Origin of the sequence: Actinomadura harenae (genome assembly GCF_003696215.1) — a bacterium.
Taxonomy (GTDB): Bacteria; Actinomycetota; Actinomycetes; order Streptosporangiales; family Streptosporangiaceae; genus Spirillospora; species Spirillospora harenae.
This window is the reverse complement of the sequence record NZ_RFFG01000002.1, coordinates 109,738-131,409: the sequence shown is the minus strand read 5'-3', so window position 1 is coordinate 131,409 and position 21,672 is coordinate 109,738. Positions and strand designations below refer to the sequence as shown.

The 21,672-nt window shown below is 71.5% G+C and carries 16 protein-coding genes; 4 read left to right on the top strand and 12 right to left on the bottom strand.

The window, feature by feature from the left end:
• Positions 1-12: 12 nt before the first annotated feature.
• Both EBO15_RS01740 and rarD read right to left on the bottom strand, forming a co-directional pair.
• Positions 13-405, bottom strand: a complete 393-nt coding sequence (locus EBO15_RS01740; protein ID WP_122192497.1) for a hypothetical protein — start codon at positions 403-405, stop codon at positions 13-15.
• A gap of 229 nt (positions 406-634) precedes the next feature.
• The gene (gene rarD / locus EBO15_RS01735) at positions 635-1,549 is read right to left on the bottom strand and encodes an EamA family transporter RarD (protein WP_122192496.1); all 915 of its coding nucleotides are present in this window, start codon (positions 1,547-1,549) and stop codon (positions 635-637) included.
• 142 nt (positions 1,550-1,691) lie between these two features.
• Between rarD and msrA the strand changes: the two genes are divergently transcribed.
• Positions 1,692-2,342: a peptide-methionine (S)-S-oxide reductase MsrA gene (msrA, locus tag EBO15_RS01730; protein WP_122192495.1), complete on the top strand. Its 651-nt coding sequence runs from the start codon at positions 1,692-1,694 to the stop codon at positions 2,340-2,342.
• Positions 2,343-2,607: 265 nt separating this feature from the next.
• Here the strand turns inward: msrA and EBO15_RS43505 are convergent, their stop codons facing one another.
• On the bottom strand, positions 2,608-2,838 hold the full coding sequence (locus EBO15_RS43505; protein WP_147481346.1) for a hypothetical protein: 231 nt from the start codon (positions 2,836-2,838) through the stop codon (positions 2,608-2,610).
• A gap of 219 nt (positions 2,839-3,057) precedes the next feature.
• Between EBO15_RS43505 and EBO15_RS01725 the strand changes: the two genes are divergently transcribed.
• Entirely contained in the window at positions 3,058-3,450 is a 393-nt protein-coding gene (locus EBO15_RS01725; RefSeq protein WP_199744274.1) for a thioesterase family protein, read from the top strand.
• Positions 3,451-3,908: 458 nt separating this feature from the next.
• Here the strand turns inward: EBO15_RS01725 and EBO15_RS01720 are convergent, their stop codons facing one another.
• The 3 genes from EBO15_RS01720 to EBO15_RS01710 all read right to left on the bottom strand — a co-directional run bounded on the left by EBO15_RS01720 (position 3,909) and on the right by EBO15_RS01710 (position 8,863).
• The gene (locus tag EBO15_RS01720) at positions 3,909-4,844 is read right to left on the bottom strand and encodes an ABC transporter permease (RefSeq protein ID WP_122192494.1); all 936 of its coding nucleotides are present in this window, start codon (positions 4,842-4,844) and stop codon (positions 3,909-3,911) included.
• The gene (locus tag EBO15_RS01715; protein WP_233615854.1) at positions 4,841-7,912 is read right to left on the bottom strand and encodes an alpha/beta fold hydrolase; all 3,072 of its coding nucleotides are present in this window, start codon (positions 7,910-7,912) and stop codon (positions 4,841-4,843) included. The genes EBO15_RS01720 and EBO15_RS01715 overlap by 4 nt, the downstream gene beginning before the upstream one ends.
• A 294-nt stretch (positions 7,913-8,206) precedes the next feature.
• Complete coding sequence (locus tag EBO15_RS01710) at positions 8,207-8,863, bottom strand: TetR/AcrR family transcriptional regulator (RefSeq protein ID WP_122192493.1); 657 nt, start codon at positions 8,861-8,863, stop codon at positions 8,207-8,209.
• A gap of 112 nt (positions 8,864-8,975) precedes the next feature.
• Between EBO15_RS01710 and EBO15_RS01705 the strand changes: the two genes are divergently transcribed.
• Positions 8,976-10,631, top strand: a complete 1,656-nt coding sequence (locus EBO15_RS01705; protein WP_325051858.1) for an MDR family MFS transporter — start codon at positions 8,976-8,978, stop codon at positions 10,629-10,631.
• Positions 10,632-11,200: 569 nt separating this feature from the next.
• On the opposite strand, the gene EBO15_RS01695 is transcribed toward EBO15_RS01705, so the two are convergent.
• The 6 genes from EBO15_RS01695 to EBO15_RS01665 form a co-directional block, all read right to left on the bottom strand.
• A complete protein-coding gene (locus EBO15_RS01695; protein WP_122192490.1) occupies positions 11,201-11,875 on the bottom strand; it encodes a SecDF P1 head subdomain-containing protein in 675 nt (224 codons plus the stop codon).
• 1,393 nt (positions 11,876-13,268) lie between these two features.
• The gene (locus tag EBO15_RS01685) at positions 13,269-14,345 is read right to left on the bottom strand and encodes a 2-oxoacid:ferredoxin oxidoreductase subunit beta (protein ID WP_233615853.1); all 1,077 of its coding nucleotides are present in this window, start codon (positions 14,343-14,345) and stop codon (positions 13,269-13,271) included.
• Entirely contained in the window at positions 14,338-16,179 is a 1,842-nt protein-coding gene (locus EBO15_RS01680) for a 2-oxoacid:acceptor oxidoreductase subunit alpha (protein ID WP_122192488.1), read from the bottom strand. Before EBO15_RS01680 ends, EBO15_RS01685 begins: the two co-directional genes overlap by 8 nt.
• A 576-nt stretch (positions 16,180-16,755) precedes the next feature.
• Positions 16,756-17,976 (bottom strand): hypothetical protein, encoded by a 1,221-nt coding sequence (locus EBO15_RS01675; RefSeq protein WP_147481345.1) that lies wholly within the window; start codon positions 17,974-17,976, stop codon positions 16,756-16,758.
• A 243-nt stretch (positions 17,977-18,219) separates the two neighbouring features.
• Positions 18,220-19,602: a hypothetical protein gene (locus EBO15_RS45075; RefSeq protein WP_199744272.1), complete on the bottom strand. Its 1,383-nt coding sequence runs from the start codon at positions 19,600-19,602 to the stop codon at positions 18,220-18,222.
• A 111-nt stretch (positions 19,603-19,713) separates the two neighbouring features.
• Entirely contained in the window at positions 19,714-20,751 is a 1,038-nt protein-coding gene (locus EBO15_RS01665) for a hypothetical protein (RefSeq protein WP_122192486.1), read from the bottom strand.
• Between the two features lie 523 nt (positions 20,752-21,274).
• On the opposite strand from EBO15_RS01665, the gene EBO15_RS01660 reads away from it, so the two are divergent.
• Positions 21,275-21,646: an NADH-quinone oxidoreductase subunit A gene (locus EBO15_RS01660; protein WP_122192485.1), complete on the top strand. Its 372-nt coding sequence runs from the start codon at positions 21,275-21,277 to the stop codon at positions 21,644-21,646.
• Positions 21,647-21,672 lie beyond the last annotated feature (26 nt).

The window sequence follows — 21,672 nt, the reverse complement described above, 5'->3', positions numbered from 1 at the left end:
CCGCGTCAGGGCTCAGCGGACCCCGGGCGTCAGCGGCGACGGGATCACGGCGGGCCACGGCTTGTTGGAGACGCGCAGCTTGGACACCAGGGTGCGGCTCCCGCAGTGGGCCGTCACCTTGTAGCTCCCGGACTTCAGGCCGCGCTTCACGATCACCTTGGCCTGGCCGTCGGAGCCCTTGCCGTAGATCGTGGCGTCCTTGGCGAACGCCTTCGACCCCACCCAGTGGCGCTTCTTGCCGACCGCGCACTTCAGGACGTCGATCCGGACGTGCTGTCCGGGCTGGGCGACGGTGGGGCTGAAGACGACGTCGCGGGACGCGGCCGTGGCCTCCCCGGAGACAGGGGCGAGCAGACCGGCTCCGACGATGGCCGCTCCGACGGCGGCCGTGCTGAGCAGACGCAACCCGGGGCTCCTCGGGGGTTCGAGTGGACGATCGCGGCACTGGACGGCTCGCGATGTGATCTCCCGCACTCTAGCGGGTGCGGGCATCTCACTCTATAGACAGGTTTAAAGCACGAAAGGTTGGCAGAGTCCTCAGGAAACTTTCAGGGTTTTCCCTAACGCCCGGCCGCCGGACCGTGTAAACGACGACCCCGCCGTGTCGCACGGCGGGGTCGCGTCGGACGTTCGGTCAGGTGGCGGGCTCGGTGATCGGCTCGCGTCCGGCGGCCGGGGCGCCCTGGCGGGCGAGGCGGCGGGCGCGGCGTCCGGTGAGCAGGCCGTCCACCGTGAGGACGATCAGCGCGACCCAGACCAGGAGGAAGCCGGCCCAGCGGCTCGCGGGCATCTCCTCGTGCTGCACGTACAGCCCGATGAGGAACTGCAGGATCGGCGCGAGGTACTGGAGCAGCCCGAGCGTGCTCATCGGCACCCGGATGGCCGACGCGTTGAACAGCATCAGCGGGATCGCCGTGACCACGCCCGCCGCCACGAGCAGCGCCACGTTCCCGGGGCCGTGGTGGGCGAACGTCGCCGACCCGTTCGCCTGCATGACGACCGTCGCCGTGAGCGCCGGGACGAACATGACCGCCGTCTCCACCGCGAGGCTCTCCGCGGACGGCATGGACGCGAACTTCTTCAGCAGCCCGTAGACGCCGAACGAGAACGCGAGGATCAGCGCGATGTAGGGGAGCCGTCCGTAGTCCACCGTCAGGACGACGACCGCCGCCGTCCCGAGGCCGACCGCGACCCACTGCCACAGGCGGAGCCGCTCCCGGAAGATGACCACCCCGAACAGGATGCTGATCAGCGGGTTGATGAAGTACCCGAGGGACGCCTCGATCGTCTTGCCGGTGTTCACGGCGAAGATGTAGGTGCCCCAGTTGACCGAGATGAGCACGGACGCGAGCGCCAGGAGCCCGAGCGTCCTCCGGTTCAGCGTCCGGATCCAGGCCCAGTTGCGTCCGGCGGCGAGGATCACCGCGACCGCGACGAGCGACCACATGATGCGGTGCGCCAGGATCTCCACCGCGTTCGCGGGTTTCAGCAGAGGCCAGTAGAGCGGGAACAGTCCCCAAAGTACGTACGCAGCGACACCAAATACCATTCCGCAACGGTTGACCACAAGATGCACGTTATCAGGGCGTAAGCAGTCAATCTAGGTGACACTGATGTACTGCGAAAGGGGTCACATCCGGACACACAGGACACCCCTCCGGTGTGATCGAGGCGGACGTAGTCTGGGAGGCATGTTCGGCTTCGCGAAGACCCAGATGGTCGCCCCGGAGAAGGCCCTGCCCGGCCGGGACGAGTCGATGCCCGTCCCGTCCCGCCACGAGGTCCTGGGCACCCCCCTCACCCCGCCGTTCCCCGGCCACGCCGAGGTCGCCGACTTCGCCCTCGGCTGCTTCTGGGGCGCCGAACGCAAGTTCTGGGAGACCGAGGGCGTGATCACCACCGCCACCGGCTACCAGGGCGGCTACACCGCCAACCCCACCTACGAAGAGGTCTGCTCAGGCCACACCGGCCACACCGAGGCCGTCCGCGTCGTCTACGACCCCGCCAAGGTCTCCTACGAGACCCTCCTCAAGGTCTTCTGGGAGTCCCACGACCCCACCCAGGGCATGCGCCAGGGCAACGACGTCGGCACCCAGTACCGCTCGGCGATCTTCACCCACTCCGACGCCCAGCAGGCCCAGGCCGAGGCCTCCCGCGCCGCCTACCAGCCCACCCTCACCGCCGCCGGCTACCCCGAGATCACCACCGAGATCGCCAAGGCCCCGCCCTTCTACTACGCCGAGCCCTACCACCAGCAGTACCTCCACAAGGTCCCCAACGGCTACTGCGGCCTAGGCGGCACCGGCCTGACCTGCCCCGTAGGCGTAGCCCCCGCCGAATGACCTCAGGCCACCCGTCCCGCCGTCGGGACGTCAGTGCCGATACGCGTTCGCGAGGGAGCGGCGTGGTGGAGAGGTCGGGGTGGTACGGGGTTCGTTGCCTGTTCCAGTGGCGGACGACGAGGTGGGGCTCTACGAGGAGAGCGTCACTGCGCCGCGGTTCTTCGACACGGGCGACGAGCGCCAGGGACGCGTCCCTGCGGAGTGAGGACGTCGGTCTGTCGCGCCCCCGTCGAGTGGTCGCTCGACGGGGGCGACATCGGTTCGGTCAGCCTGGTCCGCCCTGGGTGGCGGACCACCACCAGAGCCAGAGCAGGAACAGTGTGGTGATGACGCCCAGGAGCAGCGGCCAGTTGAATCCGGCCTGCCGGTTGGTTCGGTTGCGGGCCATAGGTGCGTCGCGTCCTTCCCTCGTCCGGACGGGGACGACCTCGTGCGCGTGCGCGGTATCCGCGAGCCCGAAGAGGCGGCGTGGGGCGAGGAACGCGGCGACGGCCACCTTGACGGCGGTGACCCCGGCGCGGGCTGCGGCCGGTTGAGCGCGCCTCCCTGCCGGGCCGTCGGCGAAGCATGAGCGCCTCGCTTCCTCTCCCCGTCAATGGGGAAGATGCGGCGAAGGCGGGGCGGGTAATCTCACGGCCGCGCAAAGTCATCGTGGCCGGATGGTCCGAGGCGAGCCGGTGCTTCGACGGGACGCGGTTTCGGGCACATTGTGACCATGACGGATTCTGACCTGCGGGTTGAACTGCACCTCGAGGTGGCACTGGGGGACACGGCGATCGCCGTCGGATCCGGGGACGTCCCGGTGCTGGCGACGCCGCGGCTGGTGGCCCTGTTCGAGGCCGCCACGGTGCGGGCGCTCGAAGGGCGGCTCGATGTGGCCGAGACGTCGGTCGGGACGCGGGTGGAGATCGACCACCTGGCGGCGAGCCCGGTCGGAGCCCGGGTGGTGATCGTCGCCGAGCTGAGCGAGAGGGACGCACGGCGGGTCGTGTTCGACGTCCGGGCCACGGGGGACGACGGGACGCTGCTGGCCGGCGGGCGGGTATGGCGTGCCGTGGTGAACCGGGACCGCTTCCTGGCCCGGCTGGAACGGACAGACGGGGCGTAGCGGGCACGCGTGCCTTGGTTCAGGGCGGCTGGGCGGGGGTGTTCGCTGTCGGCGAACAGGGGCCCGCGGAGCGCCGGGGCCCGTGGTGGGAGGGGATCCGGCGCTCGGCTGGGTGGTTCTGCCGGAAGCGGAAGGGGCGAGGTCAGTACGGCAGGAGACGGCCCGAGGGCGTCCTGAGGTCGAGCGGGCTCGGTTGACGTGGGGGTCGCGGGCGTTTGACGAGCTGCTGCCGTGCCATGGTGATCATCTCCCCCGTCGGGCCGGGTTTAACCCGTTCGATCGAGCCGATGTCGCGCTCACCTTGTTCGACGTGGCCGCCGAGCGTGAGGTTCGATGAGCTTATGCGACACCCTCTGCCCGTTCGACCGAATTTGCGGAAGCAGGTCGCGCTTTGTGTGGCGGCGGGATCGCCCGGGCCGAGGGGTGCGGAAGTGGGGGGGCGTCTTCTCCAGGGATCGTCAGGAGACGATGTCGCGGTTGCGGAAGCGGCGGAAGGCCAGGGCGAGTAGGACGAGGGCGTAGGCGACCGAGACCGCGGCGCCCTTGATCATGCCCGTCCACTGGATCTGCGGCTGGAGGGCGTCCGTCCACGCGTACATCCAGTGGGTGGGCAGGAAGTCGCGCCAGCCGCCGAGGGCCGTCACCGCGTCCAGGATGTTGCTGACGATCACCAGGCCGACCGCGCCGCCGACCGCGCCGAGCGGCGAGTCGGTGAGGACCGACAGCAGGAACGCCAGGGCCGCCACCACCAGCTCGCTGACCAGGGCGTACGCGACGACGATCGCCATCCGGCCGAGCGCTGTGCCGACCGGGACGGTGCCGCCGGTCGGCAGCCGCACGTCGTGCCAGCCGAACGCGACGGCGCCCGCGACCAGCGACATCAGCGGCAGGCTGACGACCGCGACGGTCGCGTACGCGAGCCCGACGATCAGCTTCTGGCGGAGCAGCCGGGCACGTGGGACGGGCGCGGCCAGCAGGTAGCGCAGCGACGACCAGTTCGCCTCGCTCGCGACGGTGTCGCCGCAGAACAGCGCCACCGCGACGACCAGCAGGAAGCCCGCCGAGACGAACAGGGCGAAGAGCGCGAAGTTCAGCGCGCCGGCGGTCGCGACGTCCACCAGTCCGGGCGCGCCCTGCCGGGACGAGTCGCCGCCGATCTCGAACGCGGCGACCAGCACCCAGGGGAGGACGAGCAGGATCGCGAACGCCAGCAGGGTCCGGCGGCGCCGGAACTGCCGGATCGCTTCCACGCGCAGCGGCAGCGTCCGCCCGACCGCGTACCCGGTGGACGAACCGTCCGCCGCGTGCGGCGAGCCCGTGCTTTCCGGCAGGGCCGGGACCGTGGTTTCGGGCCTGGAGGGGGCCTTGCCGTTGAGGGGTGCGGTTCCGGTCATGATCCCTCTCCGATGATCTCCAGGAACGCGTCCTCCAGGCGGCGCCCGGTGCCGGTGATCTCGCTGACCGGGCCCGCCGCGACGCGCCGTCCCCCGGCCATGACCACGGCGTGCGTGCAGCTCTGCTCGACCTCGGCGAGCAGGTGGCTGGACACGATCACGGTCCGCCCGGACGCGGCGTACCGCACCAGCACCTCGCGCATCTCCCGGATCTGCGGCGGGTCGAGCCCGTTGGTCGGCTCGTCCAGGACGAGCAGGTCCGGCAGGCCGAGCATGGCCTGCGCGATCGCGAGGCGCTGCCGCATCCCCTGCGAGTACGTGCGGACGGCCCGGTCGAGCGCGGCGCCGAGGTCCGCGATCTCCAGGGCCTCCTCGAGGTACGCGGACCCGGCCGGACGCCCCGTCGCGCGCCAGTACAGGTCGAGGTTGTCGCGTCCGGACAGGTGCGGCAGGAACCCCGGCCCCTCGACGAACGACCCGAGCCGCGACAGGACCGGCGCGCCCGGCGTCACCCGGTGCCCGAAGATCCGGATCTCGCCCTCGTCCGGATGGATCAGCCCCATCAGCATGCGCAGCGTCGTCGTCTTGCCAGCCCCGTTCGGCCCGAGCAGGCCGAGCACCTGCCCCCGCTCGACGCGGAACGACAACTCGGACACCGCCCGGTAGCCGTTCGCGTACGCCTTCGTCAGTCCGCTGATCTGCAACGGCACGTCCGCAAGCTCCGGATCGAACGCCGCGCGGACGACCCGCCGCGCCGCGCCCTCGGCTGTGTCGACGGGCGCTGGCCCCCCACGGCTCGACGCTTCGCGGAAGGACGCTTCGGCATCGGCGCCCTGTTCCTGGGCGTGCGGGCCTGTTTCGGCGGCGTCCTGGCCCTGACCGTTGGCCTGAGGCGCGGCACTGGCGTCGCCTTCGAGGGCTTCGACGCTGACGCCTTGAGGCGTGCGGTGGTCGCCGTTCGACGTCGCGTCGCCGGTTGTTCCTGCGGCCTCGCTCACTTCGGTGCTGCTGAGAGGCTCCTTTGCGTGGGTCGCCGAGTTTGGGTGGCCATTCGGCTTCGCGGGGGCCGGTGCGGCCGTGGCAGGTGTCGGGAGGACCGGCTTGCGGCGCCCGGTGAGGACGATTCCCGCGGCGATCGCGGCGGCGGCCACGGGAAGGGCCCAGACCCAGGCGGGAAGCGGCGCCCCCGGCGTCCGCAGGGACGGGACGGACGGGACGGTGATGCCCGACGTGGCCGTGATCGTGTACGAGGCGGGCTGGGGCGGCGTCGCGAAGCCCATGTCGGTCGTCGACACCACGACGCGGATGCGGTGGCCAGCCTCGAACCTGTAGTCCAGCGCGGGCAGCGTCACGGTCACGTCGTCCGGTGAGGACACGTGGAAGGGCGCGGCGAGCCGCCGGGCCGGGGTGGCGCCCCCGCCCGGGGCGACGTCGTAGAGCTTGGCGAACAGCGACGCGCCGTCCGCCGGCATGCCCGTGACCTTGAGGTGCACGGACGCCGCACCCGTGAGCTGGACCGCCTCGGTGAGGGAGGGCGTGTCGAACACGGCCGACTGACCGGGGACGTCCAGCGCGAAACCTCCGCTTCCGCTCGCGCCTCCGCCCCCGGAAGCCCCACCGCCGCCGCCGTCACCACCGCCGCCGCTGTCACCGCCGCCGTCGCTCCCGCCGCCCAGGACCTGGCCGCCGAGCGAGCCCAGCGCGTCCAGGCCACCGAGCCCGGGCAGCGCGGAGATCGACGCCGGCGTACCGCCCGCCGGGTTGTGGACGGTCTGCGCCGCACCCCGCAGCGGCAGCGTGCGCGGATTCGCCGAGAGCCCCGGATACGTCCTGGTGGACGCCGCGCGCACGACCACGCGTTGGCTGGACGAGTCGATGCCGCCCGCACGCGTCACCGTGAACCCGTCACCCGCCTCACCGCCCCCACCCGAGCCGGAACCCGACCCGCCGTGAGAAGCGAACGCCGGGCCCTGGCTCGTCCCGGAAGCCGCGCTGCCGCTCGAGCCGGATGCCGAGCCGCCGCTCGAGCCGGACGGTGAGGTGCCGCCTGCGGTGGACGCCGCCGTGCCGTTCTTCAGATAGGTATCGAACCAGGTGCGTACATAGCCCTCCAGTCGGCTCGTCTCGGGATCGCCGCCATCATGTCCCCCCTGATACCAAACGGTTCGCACGGGCGAATCGTTGTGGGCGATCGCACGCGCGTTCGCATCGGCCTGGTCCAGAGGGAACAATGAGTCGGATTGTCCCTGGATGAGCAGCGAGGGAACCCGGATTCGGTCCGCCACGGACGCCGGACTCGACGCGGCCAGAATCCGCACCGCCTCCTGCGTCGGACGCCCGGACTCGGCGACCCGCTGGTACATCGTGCACAGGGCGGGCAGGAACCGGCCGCAGGCCGAGCCGCCCGTGCCGCTGGTGAAGAAGAGCCCGGCCCACAGCTTCTTGAAGACGCCGGTCTCGGGGCCATGGCCGTCCGCGTTGGGGAAGAACACGTCGGGCAGGCTGTTCCAGGTGATCCGCGGGGCGATCGCGTCCACCCGGCGGTCGTATCCGGCGGTCATCAGCGCGATCGCGCCGCCGTAGGACTCACCGGTCATGCCCACGCGCGGGTCGCCCGGACCGTCCAGCCGGACCTCGGGACGCCGCGCCAGCCAGTCGATCAGCTGCCGGACGTCCTTGACCTCGTAGTCGGGGGAGTCCAGCGCGATCTCCCCGGTCGAGCGGCCGAAGCCGCGCGCCGACCAGGTCAGGACCGCGTAACCGTCGCGCGCCAGCCGCCGTGCCTCGGCGCGCATGTCGTCCTTGGTGCCGCCGAACCCGTGCCCGAGCAGGATCGCCGGGACGCGCCCGCTGCCGGGCGGACGGTAGAACGCGGTGTCCAGCCGGACGTGCTGGTCGTCGCGCGGTCCGTCCACCACGGAGATCCACTGGTCGGACGAGGTGACGGCCCGCTCGTCCGACACGCCGATCCCGTAGACCAGCCCGGACGCGGCGACCAGGGCCGCGACGCCTCCGGCGGCCGCCCATCGTCGTCGTCCCGGGCCTCCGATGGCCGCCCAGCGTCGCACGAAACCCCCTCCCACCCGCATATCCGGCAGACTACGTGGCCGCTCGCGCCGGCCGCTCGGCCGTTGGTCCAGTCCGGCCTGCGCCTGTCGACGTACCCCCGGCCGGACCGTCCTCCTCAGGCAGGACCCGCCCCGGCCACCTGGCCGCCCACGCGGACGACCAGCCCGTCCGGCTCAGCCCGCATGCCGCCCGCACGCCGCCCGCACGCGTACCCGGCTCGGCACCAGCCGTCCGTGCGGGGTCCGGCGCGGACGCAGCGTTGATCGCGCGGTGCGGGTGCCCGGCTCGGCTTCCTAGTCGTCGGAGCGGAGGGCGAGGGCGGCGGTGAACATGCCGGTGAGGCGTTCGACGAGGTCGGCCTGGTCGGCGGAGCGCAGGTCGCCGATGTCGAGCATCCGCCGGACCGGGCCGCCGCCCATGATGACCAGGGCGGCCATGGTGGCGCGGATGCGGGGGTCCGGGCCGTCGAGCTTGGCGATCAGTGGCCTGACCAGCACTTCGTCCATGTGCTCGCGGAGGATCTGCTGGACCTCGGGGTTGCCGACCGAGCGGTCCAGCATCCGGACGAGCGGACTCGGCGGCACCCGGTGCGTCTGCCGGGCGACGTGCTCGGCCAGCCGCCGGGGGAGCCGCGCGGCGTCCGGCGTCCCGGTGATCACCTCGCGCAGTTCGGACTCGCCCGCCAGGACCCGCGCGAACAGCGCCGACTTCGACCCGAAGTAGCGGTTGACCAGCGCGACGTTCGCGTCCGCGGCCGCGGCGATCATCCGGACGGTCACCCCGTCGTAGCCGAGCTCGCCGAACAGGTCGCGCGCGGCGTCCAGCAGGCGCCGCTCGGTCGCCTCGCGGTTTCGTTTCCGGACGACGTGCTCCCCGCACTCGTCGTCGGCGTCGACGGCGGCGGGCGGGAGGCGGACGCCGCCGGACAGATTGCTGGTGATGTCGGTCATCGCTCCCGGCTCCAACGTGATCCTGGTCGCTTCCAGTATCCCCGCGTTGCAAGTAAACGGACGTCTACATAACATATATGCAAAACACAGGTAATTGATGGATGGGGGCAGAGTGGCTCAGGCTGGCATGGTGCCGCAGAATCCGGGAGCGGCAGCGGCCGGGCGCGCGGCGCCGGTGCACTACACGCACCGGCAGATCCTGGAGATCCTCTCCGGGCTGATGATCGCGATGCTGACCACGATGATCTCGACGTCGGTGGTCGGCACGGCGCTGCCGACGATCGTCGGGGACCTCGGCGGCCAGGACCAGCTGTCCTGGGTGGCGAGCGCGTCGCTGCTGACGATGACCGCCTCGACCCCGCTGTGGGGCAAGCTGTCGGACATCCTCGGCCGCAAGCTGATGTTCCAGTCGGCGCTGGTCATCTTCGTCCTGGCGTCGGTCGGCGCCGGACTGTCGCAGAACATCGGCCAGCTCATCGCGGCCCGCGCGTTCCAGGGACTCGGCGTCGGCGGCGTGTCCGCGCTGGCACAGGTCATCCTCGGCGACGTCGTCCCGCCGCGCGAGCGGGGCCGCTACTCCGGCTACATGGGCGCGGTCTTCGGCGTCGCGACCGTCGCCGGGCCCATGCTCGGCGGCTTCATCGTGGACGCCGACGGGCTCGGCTGGCGCTGGTGCTTCTACGTCTGCGTCCCGCTGGCGATCATCTCGCTCGTGGTCATGCAGAAGGTCCTGAAGCTCCCGAAGATCAAGCGGGACACCCGCATCGACATCTTCGGCGCCTTCACCATCACCGGCGCGGCCACCGTCGTCATGCTGATCCTCACCATGGGCGGCAAGGAGTTCGACTGGAGCTCCATGTGGACCTACCTCCTCGCGGCCGTCGCCGTCGTCCTGGTGATCGGCGCGGTGTTCGCCGAGCGCGCGGCGCGCGAGCCGATCCTGCCGCCGCGGCTGTTCCGCAACCCGACCTTCGTGCTCTGCTCGATCGCCTCCCTGGCCGTCGGCGTCGCGATGTTCGGCGCGATGATCTACCTGCCGCAGTACCTGCAGATCGTCAAGGGCATGTCGCCGACCCGGTCCGGCCTGATGACGCTGCCGATGGTGGCGGCCATGTTCGTCACCTCGACCGGATCCGGCCAGGTCGTCACCCGCCTCGGCCGCTACAAGTGGTTCCCGGTCGTCGGCCTCGCGCTGGTCGCGAGCTCGATGTACCTGCTGTCCCGCCTGCACGTCGACTCCAGCAAGCTGGTCATCGGCGCGGACATCGCGGTGCTCGGCGCGGGCCTCGGCCTCACCCTGCAGATCATGATCCTGGCCGCGCAGAACGCCGCCGCGATCACCGACCTCGCCGCCACCACGTCCGGTGTCTCCTTCTTCCGGAACCTCGGCGGCGCGATCGGCACGGCCGCGTTCGGCGCGATCCTCAACAACCGGCTCACGCACCACCTCACCGAGGGCCTGGCCGCCGCGCACGTCCGACCTCCGGCGGGCGGCGGCACCTCGCTCGGCACGCCGGACGCCGTCCAGCACCTGCCGCAGCCGTTCAAGGGGATCGTCCTGGAGGCGTTCACCCAGTCGCTGCAGACGGTGTTCCTCGTGGGCGTTCCGGTCGCGCTCGTCGGCTTCGTCGTGGTCCTCTTCCTGAAGGAACTGCCGCTGCGCAGCTCCGTCAGCCGCGTCGACCAGGCCCCGAGCACGTCCCCCGCCCCGACGGACGCCCCGGCCTCGACCCCCGCGACCGCCCCCACCCCCAACACGACCGCGTAACCCCCACCGCCACCGTCCGGCCTGCCGCTGTCAGCGGCAGGCCGGACGGTTGACTGCGAACGGGAGCGCGGGCGGCCCATGGGCAGCACCGACGCCCCGGGCGGACGGGCTGCAGCGCTCTTGACGGCCACGACCTTCAGCGCGGCCGCCTAAACAGGAGGGCCATCGAGCTGGAGGTGCAGAGCCCGCACCGTCCCCGGGACTGCGGGTTCAGGGCGCCGCCGTCCAGCTCCACCATCTCCGCCGCCGACTGCTCGGCCTGAGCCGGCCTCTCAAACCCCCGGAGCGGCGGACCGTCCGCACCCTTCGGTCCGCCGCTCCGGGCTTTTGCTTGACCTGGCCACTGGACGAGGTGGTGCCAGGCAATGACCATCTGGATATTCCGGCAGCTCAGAGCGCTTCTCTCCCCAGCCACTCCTCAAGTTATCCACAGTCTGTGGATTGTCTTGAGGTCCCGCGCCCCCGCAGCGACGATGGAACGAAGTCGTCGATCAGTGCACAGGGGAGGAGCTCAGGATGAGCCGGCGGTACGAGCGGGCAGCTCCGGGACGTCGACCGGACGATCGGGGTCAGTGGCCCTTGAGGTCGCGCACCAGGCGGGTGGCGGAGGCGTGGTCCGGCGTGCCGGTGATGACGACCTTGCCGTCGGTGATGGCCATCTCCACACGCGGAGCGGTGATCAGGCGATTACCGATGACGAACGCGACGTCCCGCCCGACGGTCGTACGGGTGAGCTGGGCGAACGCCTTCCGGTCGGAGGGACGCAGCGTGACCGCGACGTCGTAGGCGCCGCCGGTGCGTCCGCGCTGGACGCGCAGGTCGGAGACCTTGCGGATGGACATGCCCTGGGTGAGCTGGTAGCAGACCAGGCCCGTGGTGGTCTGCCCGCTGACGCCCTGCGTGCCCGCCGGGCACGCCCCCGGGCTCGTCTGCATGACCGGGAAGATCTGCAGCGGCGAGGCCAGGGCGACGGGACGGTTCCGCATCGAGTTCGCGATCAGTCCGCCCGTCACGGCAACGGCGGCGATCAGGATGCCCAGCGTCAGCACCATCGTGACGAGGGCCGCGCGGTGCTCGCGGGCGGCCTGCTCCTGCCCGCTCTGCCTGGCGTGCCCGCCGCGCAGCTCGGCACGGCTCCGCTTGACGGCGGCGGCCTCCCGTTGCCGTGCCCTCGACCGTTCCCTCCGGCGCGCGTCGGTACTGTCCTCGTCGCCGTCGGCCTCGACGTCCAGTCGCAGGGTCAACGTCGAAGTGGCCGCCGTCCCAGCAGCCATGCTCTCTGCACCCGCCAGGTCACGACGGCCGTCGTCCACACCGCTCGACGCACCGCGTCCCCCCGAGCCGGACCCCTCGCCGATTCCGCTCACACCAGGCGCGGTTCTGCCTTCGTCCGTCCCGGTCGCGTTGGAGCGCTTGTCGTCGGCGGAGGCCGACGAGTCGCCGCTGTCCGGGGTGGACGTCGAGGCGCCGCCTGTGAGGCCGTCCTTGGCTGCGGTGTCAGCCGATGTCGGCGCGTCGCTTTCGGACGCGGACGCAGGCTGAGTGCTCGCGGACGCCGTCGCTTCGTCCCCGGAGGAGGTGGATGCGGTTGGGGTGAGGGGCGGTCCCTCAGGTGTGGATGACTCGGTTCCCGTTGTGGAGGAGGTGGTCGCGGAGGCCGGAGAGGATCTGTCGGCCTCGGGCTTCTTGCCCCGCTTCGACCGCTTGCGGCCCTTGGTGGCGCTGTGACGAGGCGAGGCGGGCGTGGAAGGTGTCTCGCCTGCGGATTCGTCGGAAGGGGCGTCGATCGACGGCGTCCCCGGTGCGGGCTCGGTGGCGGCTTCCGTCTCGCTGGGGAGCATGCTCGGGAGAGCGGCCGGTTCCTGGGCCGCGGTCGCCGCCTGGAGGCGTTCCAGGCGCTTGCGTTCGCGGCGGCCCAGCTTCGGTGGGTGCGCGGGGGCGGCGTGCTTCGGTGCGTGCTCAGCCTCGGCCCGGCTGTCCTCAGCCTCGGTGCGGCCGTCGTTGATGTCGGCTCGGCCGTCTTCGGCGTCCGGGGCGCTCGGAGCAGGGCTCGGCTGCTGGTCGGACGCGGGGGCGTCGGAGGATGCGCCGCGGTCGCGGCCCTCAGGGGCGCGTTCGGGCGTGGGATCGGCGGACGTGTCCTGACGATCCTTGCTGCGGCGCGGAACGACCCGCATCGTCACCTCCCCGACAGTTGATCTCCAAGTCTTGCAGGAAGGGCCCCACCGACGCACCCCTTGGCGGCGCGCAGGTCGCACGTTGCACCAAACCGGCCACGAACAAGTGAGCAAAACCGGGCCCCGGACGCGAACGAACCCGCCCGCAACACACAAGAACGCGCGTGTCGGGACATCCTGACACGCGCGCCAACGCCTCCGCGGGGCAGCGCACCCCATCGCCGTCCACCGACGCGGAGACAGACATCGACGCCCCCGGCGTGCGCCGTCCCCTTCAGGGTGCGCCGTCGCTCACCTCGGTGTGCGCCGTTGCTTCGGCGTTCGCCGTTGAGGGGTCGTGCGCTGTGTGCCGACGTGTGCCGTGTGTTGGCGCTGCGGTTGCCGGTCACCGGCCCGTGTGGCGGGGGCGAGTGGGTGGCTGGGGGGTGAGGGGGCCGGGGGCGGCCCCCTCACGGGGGTGTTAGTCGACTCGCCAGGTGTCGCCGCTGGCCAGGAGGGAGGCGAGGTTGCCTTGGCCCTGGGTTTCGGCGGCCTCGGTGAGCTGGTCGCGCATCAGTTCGTCGTAGGACGGGCGGTCCACGTTGCGGAAGATGCCGATCGGGGTGTGCTCGAAGGCGGGGGAGTCGAGGCGGGACAGGGCGAACGCCTGGGACGGGTCCGGGTTGGACGCGTCGTGGACGGCGATCTCGGACGGGTCGACGTCCGCGGTGGCCACGACCTCGAACGAGCCGGTGCGGGTGCGGCGCAGGGCCTTCTGGCCCTCGGCGCCGAACACGATCGGCTGACCGTCCTCGAGGCGGATCGTGATGTCGTCCCGGACCGAGGGGTCCTTGAGCGGGGCGAACGCGTCGTCGTTGAAGATGTTGCAGTTCTGGTAGATCTCGACGAGCGCCGTGCCGCGGTGCTCGGCCGCCGCGCGCAGCACCGACTGGAGGTGCTTGCGGTCGGAGTCGATCGTCCGGGCGACGAAGGTGCCCTCCGCGCCGATCGCCAGCGAGAGCGGGTTGAACGGGGAGTCCAGCGAGCCCATCGGGGTCGACTTGGTGATCTTCCCGGTCTCGGACGTCGGCGAGTACTGGCCCTTGGTCAGCCCGTAGATCCGGTTGTTGAACAGCAGGATCTTCAGGTTGACGTTGCGGCGCAGCGCGTGGATCAGGTGGTTGCCGCCGATCGACAGGGCGTCGCCGTCACCGGTGACGACCCACACCGACAGGTCGGGCCGGGACGTGGCGAGCCCGGTCGCGATCGCCGGGGCGCGCCCGTGGATCGAGTGGAACCCGTAGGTGTTCATGTAGTACGGGAACCGGGACGAGCAGCCGATGCCGGAGACGAAGGTGATGTTCTCCTTGCGCAGCCCGAGCTCGGGCAGGAAGGACTGGACGGCCGCCAGGATCGCGTAGTCCCCGCAGCCGGGGCACCAGCGGACCTCCTGGTCGGTCTTGAAGTCCTTCATCGTCTGCTTGGCGTCGGTCTTCGGCACCAGCGACAGCGACAGCGGGCCACCGTCCGCGGCGCCGTTTCCGTTGAGGTCACTCACTGTCGATCACATCCCGGATCACGCCCGCGAGCTCCTCGGCCTTGAACGGCAGGCCGCGCACGCGGTTGTAGCTGACGACGTCGATGAGGTACCGGCCGCGCAGCAGCTGCGCGAGCTGGCCGAGGTTGATCTCCGGCACCACGACCTTGTCGTAGGAGCGCAGCACCGCCTCGGTGTTGGCCGGGAACGGGTTGAGGTGACGCAGATGGGCCTGGGCGATCGTGCCGCCGGCCTTCCGGACGCGCCGGACGGCCGCCGAGATCGCGCCGTACGTGCCGCCCCAGCCGAGCACGAGCACGCGGGCCTCGCCGGACGGGTCGTCCACCTCGAGGGGCTCGATGTCGGACGCGATCCCGTCGACCTTGGCCTGCCGCAGCCGGACCATCAGGTCGTGGTTCGCCGGGTCGTAGGAGATGTTGCCGGAGCCGTCCGCCTTCTCCAGGCCGCCGATCCGGTGCTCCAGGCCGGGCGTTCCGGGCACGGCCCAGGGCCGGGCGAGCGTCTCGGGGTCGCGCTTGAACGGCTGGAAGTCCTCCTGGTTCGGCTCGGCGAAGCCCGGCTCGATGACCGGCAGCGCGTCGACCGCGGGGATCTTCCAGGGCTCGGAGCCGTTGGCGAGGTAGCCGTCCGACAGGACGATGACCGGGGTGCGGTACTTCACGGCGATCCGGGCGGCGTCGAGCGCGGCGTCGAAGCAGTCCGACGGGGAGCGCGGCGCGATGACCGGGACCGGGGCCTCGCCGTTGCGGCCGTGCATGGCCTGCATGAGGTCGGCCTGCTCGGTCTTGGTCGGCAGTCCGGTGGACGGCCCGGCGCGCTGGACGTCGATGACCAGTAGCGGGAGCTCGGTCGCGACCGCGAGGCCGATCGTCTCGGACTTCAGCGCGAGGCCCGGCCCGGACGTGGTGGTGACGCCCAGCGAGCCGCCGAAGGACGCGCCGAGCGCGGCGCCGACCGCGGCGATCTCGTCCTCGGCCTGGAACGTCCGGACGCCGAACCGCTTGTGCTTGGACAGCTCGTGCAGGATGTCGGAGGCCGGGGTGATCGGGTAGGAGCCGAGGAACACCGGCAGGCCGCTGCGCTCGCCGGCCGCGACGAGCCCGTAGGCGAGAGCGGTGTTGCCGGTGATGTTGCGGTAGAGGCCGGGCTCGTGGTCGGCGGGCTTGATCTCGTACTGGACGGAGAACGCCTCGGTGGTCTCGCCGAACGACCAGCCCGCCTGGAAGGCCGCGATGTTGGCCTTCATGATCTCGGGCTTGCGGGCGAACTTGCGCTCGAGGAAGGCGACCGTGCCCTCGGTGGGACGGTGGTAGAGCCAGGACAGCAGCCCGAGGGCGAACATGTTCTTGGCCCGCTCGGCGTCCTTCTTCGAGATGTCGAAGCCCTCGAGGGCCTTGACCGTCATCGAGGTGAGCGGCAGCGCGTGCACCCGATACTCGCTGAGCGACTCGTCCTCGACGGGGTTCGCCGCGTACCCGACCTTGGCCAGGTTCCGCTTGGAGAACTCGTCGGTGTTGACGATCAGGTCGGCGCCGCGCGGGAGGTCGCCGAGGTTGGCCTTGAGCGCCGCGGGGTTCATCGCGACGAGCACGTTCGGCGCGTCGCCGGGGGTCAGGATGTCGTGGTCGGCGAAGTGCAACTGGAAGCTGGACACGCCGGGGAGGGTGCCGGCCGGGGCGCGGATCTCGGCCGGGAAGTTCGGCAGGGTCGACAAGTCGTTGCCGAACGCCGCCGTCTCCTGGGTGAAGCGGTCACCGGTCAACTGCATACCGTCGCCGGAGTCACCGGCGAAGCGGATGATGACGCGGTCGAGTTGCTGGACCTGTTTGGTCACAGAGGAAGACCTCCTCGACGCGCAGCGTCCGTCCCGGAGGAGGCACCCGGGATCATGGCGCTACTTAGGCTTACCTTCATCGTATGTCCGGGCCGCGGTGCCTCGGTCGGCTTCCGTCGAGCTCCGGCCCCGCAATTTCAGGGCTATCGCCCGGTCGGGGGCCATGGTGTCGCCGCTCCTGCGCGGTCCGGGATCCGGAGCGTCCGGGGGACGCCGGTTCCGAGGGGCGCCGGGAGCGGCGGGATCGGCGGCGGCCGCCCGTGGGCAGGGGCGTCCGCCGGGGTCCCGTACCTCGGTCCGGCCCGCGTGGGCCCCTGGTTCAGGGGGATCGCGGGTCAGTCCGTCAGGTGCGACGTCGACACAGGCAGCTGGTCAGGAGGCAGTAGTCGACGTGGAGTCGCCGGACGAGCACGGCACGTCGGGGGCTCCCCGGGGGCACGGGTTTCACGCCACGCACTATAAGCAGCGGCTTGCGGGCCGGTGCGACCGCCCCTGCCCCGAGCTCGTCCCTGTGTCCCAGGTCACGGCCGTCGCCGGGGTGTCCCGTGTCGCGGGACGGTGACAAACCGCAGGCGGTCAGGGGGTGGTGGTCGGACGGTGCCGGTCGAGCTGCGCGAGCAGCTGCGGGACGCGGGACGACGAGACGGCCTCGCCCAGCACCCTGGCCTGCGCCTCGTACGCGTGCGCGCCCGGATCGTCCAGCGCGGACCGCATCCAGGATCGCCACCCCGAGCTCGTCACGGTGCAGCGCAGGACGAGCGAGCCGTTCGACGGGACGGCCCCCGAGCCCGTGCAGGTGCCGAGCGCGCGATGGTCCGCCAGGATCGTGACGCGCAGCGTGGCGCGCGCGCCCTGCGGCGGGGTCCCGGCCGGGCGGGCGAGCGTGGCCGGGACGCTGACCGTGCAGCTCTCGACGTTCTGGTCGCAGTTGACGAAGCTCAGCTTGCCCGGACGGAACCGCATCGCCGGGTCGGCCGCGCCCGCGAGCGCGGCGACGCGCGCGCGGACCTCGGCGAACGCCTTCTTCGGGGCGAGGACGGAGCCGACCGTGAACACCGGCTGGTCGCCGACCGCCGCCTGGACCCGCAGGAGCGCGTTCGGCGCGCCCGCCTCGACGAGGTAGTCGGCGCGCGGCGTCTTCACCCGGTGGGCGCGGATGCTCCCGAGATTCTCGGTGGACGGCTTGCCGGGCGCGGACGCGAGCCGCTTGGCGATCGTGTCCGGCGCGAGCACGTTCCTCACGTCCAGGCCGGGCAGGTTCGCGGGGGCCTTCGTCCAGCGTCCCGCGTAGTCGGCGGCGTGCTCGACCTCGCCGCCGTAGGTCTTCCAGAAGGACGCGGCGGCGCGGAGGTAGGTGTCGCCGTCCACCGCGACGACGTCCGCGTGCTCGCGCCCCGCGGTCAGCGTCCCGGACGCGGCGCCGCCGGCGAACACGGTCAGCGTGAGGTGGACGGGCCTGCCGTCGCTGTGGACCGTTCCGTCGTAGCGGACGGCGGTCGTCGCCAGCAGCCGCTGCCGCGCGGCCGACGCCCACGGCGCGGTCGCGACCGGTTTCGCTCCGCCGTGCCGCTTCTTGCCCGAGTCGCCGCCGGACATCATGAACGCCGCGGCGCCGAGCGCGATCGCGATCACCGCCGCACCGGCGATGAGCAGCGGCGACGGCACCCCGAGGACCCGTCCCAACGCCTTCTTCCGAGCCCCGGACGCCCCGGACGCCCTGGACGCGCCGGACGCCCCGGACGCGCCGGGCCCGTCCGGCCCGGCGGCCGCGGTCGGACCCGTTTCGGATGGACGCACCGGACCGGCCCCTGCCGGGTCGGACGCCTCGAACGGACCGTTCTCGACGGGGGGAGAAGGGGGTGCGGGGGAGGTCCCCTCCTGGTGCGAACTCACGCAGCGCTCTTCCTGCCGACGACCTGATCAAGAACAAAGAGTGCCGGACGGGATGCGATGCCGCAGCCCGTCCGGCACTCTTCCACCGGCCTCACCGGCCGACGCCCACGGCGCTGACGCCGTGCGCCGTGCGTCAGCCGGTGCTCGTCACTCGGAGTCCAGGCCCTGCTGGAGCGACTGGATGTCGGCGGAGGACGCCGCGAGCGAGATCGCGTACGGCGTCACCCACACCCGGGTGTAGTTCTTGCCCGTCCGGGCCCACTCGCCGCCCGTGATCGAGCACTGGACGGTGGCGTTGTCGGTGGACGTGACGTTCCCCGTGCTCGTGCAGTCGCCGAAGTACTTGCCGCCGTCCTGCTTCTCGGTCAGCCGGAAGGTGACCTTGATGGTGATGGACGGCAGCGTGCCGCGGGTGCTCCAGACGTCCGCCTTGACCGTGCAGGGGTCGCCGAACGTCTTGCAGCTGACGAACTGCGCCTTGCCCATGACGCGGGCGGTGTGGTCGGAGTCGACGGCGTCGGTGAGCTGGCCCATCGAGGACCGGATGTCGGCGAGCGCCGGGGAGGCCGCGCCGGCGGCCAGCGGGGTGACGTCCGCGCTGATCGCCGGGTAGCTGCTCTCGATGCGCAGCAGTTGCGGGTCGCCGTCGGCGGTGACGAAGTAGCTCGTCCCGATCGCGGTGATCTTGAGCGCCTTCTTGCCCTGCGCCGTCGTCTTGGTCGAGGTGAGGCGGTACTTGCTGTACTTGCGCATCTGGTCGGCGACCGCGGTCGGGGTGAGGCCGCCCTTGAAGTCGACCGAGAGGTCGCTGGAGCCCAGCGCGCCCCACTGGTCGCCGTCCTTGAGCATGCCGGAGTTGATCGTGGAGGTGAACTTGCCCGTCCAGTACGACTTGGGCGCCTTCACGAACAGCTTGTCGTCGGCCGACAGGAACGTGACGTTCTGCCCGCTCCAGGAGACCGGCCCATAGGCGCGGCCGCCCTTGGTGACCTTGACCTCGCCGTTCAGCGAGTCGGTCGACGAGCCGACCGTGCCCTTGTAGGTGAGCACGCGCGCGGCGCCGACGGCGTCGGCGGCCTTGGCGAGCCGGTCGCCCGGCTTCTGGCCGCTGTTGGCGACCACGACGACGACCACGACCGCGACGATCGCGATGAGCACCACCACGCCGCCGACGATCGCGGCGATCAGGCCGCCGTTGCCGCGGGGCTTGCCGGGCGGCGGCGGCATCATCCCCGCTCCGGGCGGCATCCCCGGCCCGGGGGGCATCCCGGGCATGGGCGGCATGCCGGGGCCGGGCGGCATGCCTGGGCCGGGTGGCGGCGGGTTGTAGAACGGCGGCGGCGTCTCGGGGCCGCCATAGCCGGGCGCGCCCGGCGTTCCGGGCGGCCCGTATCCGGGTGTTCCGGGCGCGCCGGGATACCCGGCCCCGCCCGCCCCACCGGGACCTCCGGGGCCCTCGGGCGGCGGAGGCGGCCAGGAGGGACCGGCCGGGGGGTCCCATCCGGGCGGTGGCGGCGGCGGACTGCTCATCCGGTCACATCCTTCCAGGTCATATGACCTCAAATGCCTGTCCAGTGTGCAGCAAAGCGGGGGGTGAGTGATCCCCGGGTCCCCAATTGACGGATAATTGTGAGGTTGGAGTTATTCGTCGGCCAGTGCACGTTCCATTCTTGGAACGTCCTGGAGCTCTATCGCCAGCTGGAACGCCGCCGTGTAGACCCACACCGTCTTGTACTCGCTTCCGTGTTTCGCCCACTCCCCGCCGGAGATCGTGCACTGCACCTGCTGCGTCCGGCCCGCGGGGACGTCCCCGTCCGCCCGGCAGTCGCCGAACACCTTGCCGCCCCCGTTCCGCTGCGACGCCAACCGGAAGTACGCCCTGATCCGGGCGGTTCCGGACGTGCCCGGATCAGGCTGGACCTTCACGCCGACCGAGCAGGGACGGCCGAACGTGCCGCAGCTGGTGAACTCCACCTTCGCGGCGACCTTCGCGCGCCGGGACGCGTCGAACGCGTCGCCGAGCCGTCCCATGTCGGCCGTCATGTCGGCGACCGTAGCGGGACCCCCTGACACGGGCTGCGCGGTGACGTCCGCCGCGATCTTCGGATAGGACGACTCGTACCGAAGCAGTTCATGCCCGCCTGTCCGGGAAATGTAGAACGCGACGTCACTCGTGCTGATCTTGATCGCCTTGCGTCCGCGCGCCGTCGTCTCGGATCGTGCCGTGCGCAGCCCCGCGTAGCGGCGCATGAGGGCGGCCATGGCGGGCGGCGACAGCGTGCCCTTGAAGTCGAGGCCGAGCTCGTTCGGGTCGATGGATCCCCAGTAGTCGCCGTCCGGGAGGAGCGCGGCGTCCGTCGTGTCCACTTGCATGCGACCGACCAACGACGACTTCGGTTCCCTCAGGAAGACGCGCCCGTCGGCGGCCAGCAGGGTCGCGCTGGTCCCGCTCCAGGTCACGGGGCCATAGGCGCGGCCACCTTTGGTCACTTTCAGCTTCCCGGTGAGCGTCTGCGACGTCGAGCCGATCGTCCCGGAGTAGGTGAGCGTCCGGACGTCGCCGAGCGCGGCGGCCGCCTTCAGCAGCGTGTCGCGCGGCTTCTCCCTCGTGTTCTCCTGGACGGTCAGGATGATCGCCGCGGACGCGAGCCCGATGAACACGAGCGTCGCGAACGCCATGCCGACGATGAGGCCCGTCCGGCGAGGCGGACGCGACGGACGCGACGGACGCGATGGAGGAGCGCCGCCCAGACCTCCTGGGGGGAACGGCGGCGGAGTGTTCGCCCCTTGCCCCAGCCCGGGGACGTTCCCCTGCCCCGGTCCCGGGAAGCGCGCCCCGAACTGCCCCGGTGAGGGAGGCGGGGACGGCGGCGGCGTGGCGGGTCCGGGCGCGTCCCACCATTCGGGACCGCCGGACGGCGGCTCCCAGCCGGACGGCGGTGTGCCCATGGTGATCACGTCCCTCCGGTCGCCGGGACCTGCCGCCGGAACGCTCTTCCGGACGCGCCGACCAGAACGCGCCGGACGCGCCGGAACGCGCCGGACGCGCCGGAACGCGCCGGACGCGCCGGAACGCGGTGGTCCCTCCACCAACGTGAGGCGAAGAGTCCGATTTGTGAACCCGTCAGATGCGTGGGCCGCGCTACGCCTCGCGCCGGAGCCGGTCGGGGATACTTGACGGGACCCGGCCCCGGAGGAGCCCGTGCAGGACTATTTCCACACGTACGGCGTCGTCGCCGCGCTGCTCGTGGTCGGCGGCGGCATCGTCGCCGGCGGACTGGCCGTCAACCGGCTGCTGCGTCCGAGCCGTCCGACCGGGGAGAAGCTCACCACCTACGAGTGCGGCGTCGACCCGGTCGGTGAGGGATGGGCGCAGTCGTACGTCCGCTACTACGTCTTCGCCTACCTGTACGTCGTGTTCGCCGTGGACGCGGTGTTCCTCTTCCCCTGGGCGACGGTGTTCTCCTCGCCCGGCTACGGCATGACGACACTGGGCGAGATGTTCGTCTTCCTGGGCTTCCTCGCCGTCGGGCTCGCCTACGCGGGCAAGAAGGGCGTCCTCTCGTGGGTGTGAGCGACGGACCGGGCGCGCCGGGCGGC

Coding starts and splice junctions, on each gene's coding strand:
- rarD (WP_122192496.1), bottom strand. CDS start 1,549: ATGGTATTTGGTGTCGCTGCGTACGTACTTTGGGGACTGTTCCCGCTC.
- msrA (WP_122192495.1), top strand. CDS start 1,692: ATGTTCGGCTTCGCGAAGACCCAGATGGTCGCCCCGGAGAAGGCCCTG.
- EBO15_RS01725 (WP_199744274.1), top strand. CDS start 3,058: ATGACGGATTCTGACCTGCGGGTTGAACTGCACCTCGAGGTGGCACTG.
- EBO15_RS01720 (WP_122192494.1), bottom strand. CDS start 4,844: ATGACCGGAACCGCACCCCTCAACGGCAAGGCCCCCTCCAGGCCCGAA.
- EBO15_RS01710 (WP_122192493.1), bottom strand. CDS start 8,863: ATGACCGACATCACCAGCAATCTGTCCGGCGGCGTCCGCCTCCCGCCC.
- EBO15_RS45075 (WP_199744272.1), bottom strand. CDS start 19,602: ATGAGCAGTCCGCCGCCGCCACCGCCCGGATGGGACCCCCCGGCCGGT.
- EBO15_RS01665 (WP_122192486.1), bottom strand. CDS start 20,751: ATGGCGTTCGCGACGCTCGTGTTCATCGGGCTCGCGTCCGCGGCGATC.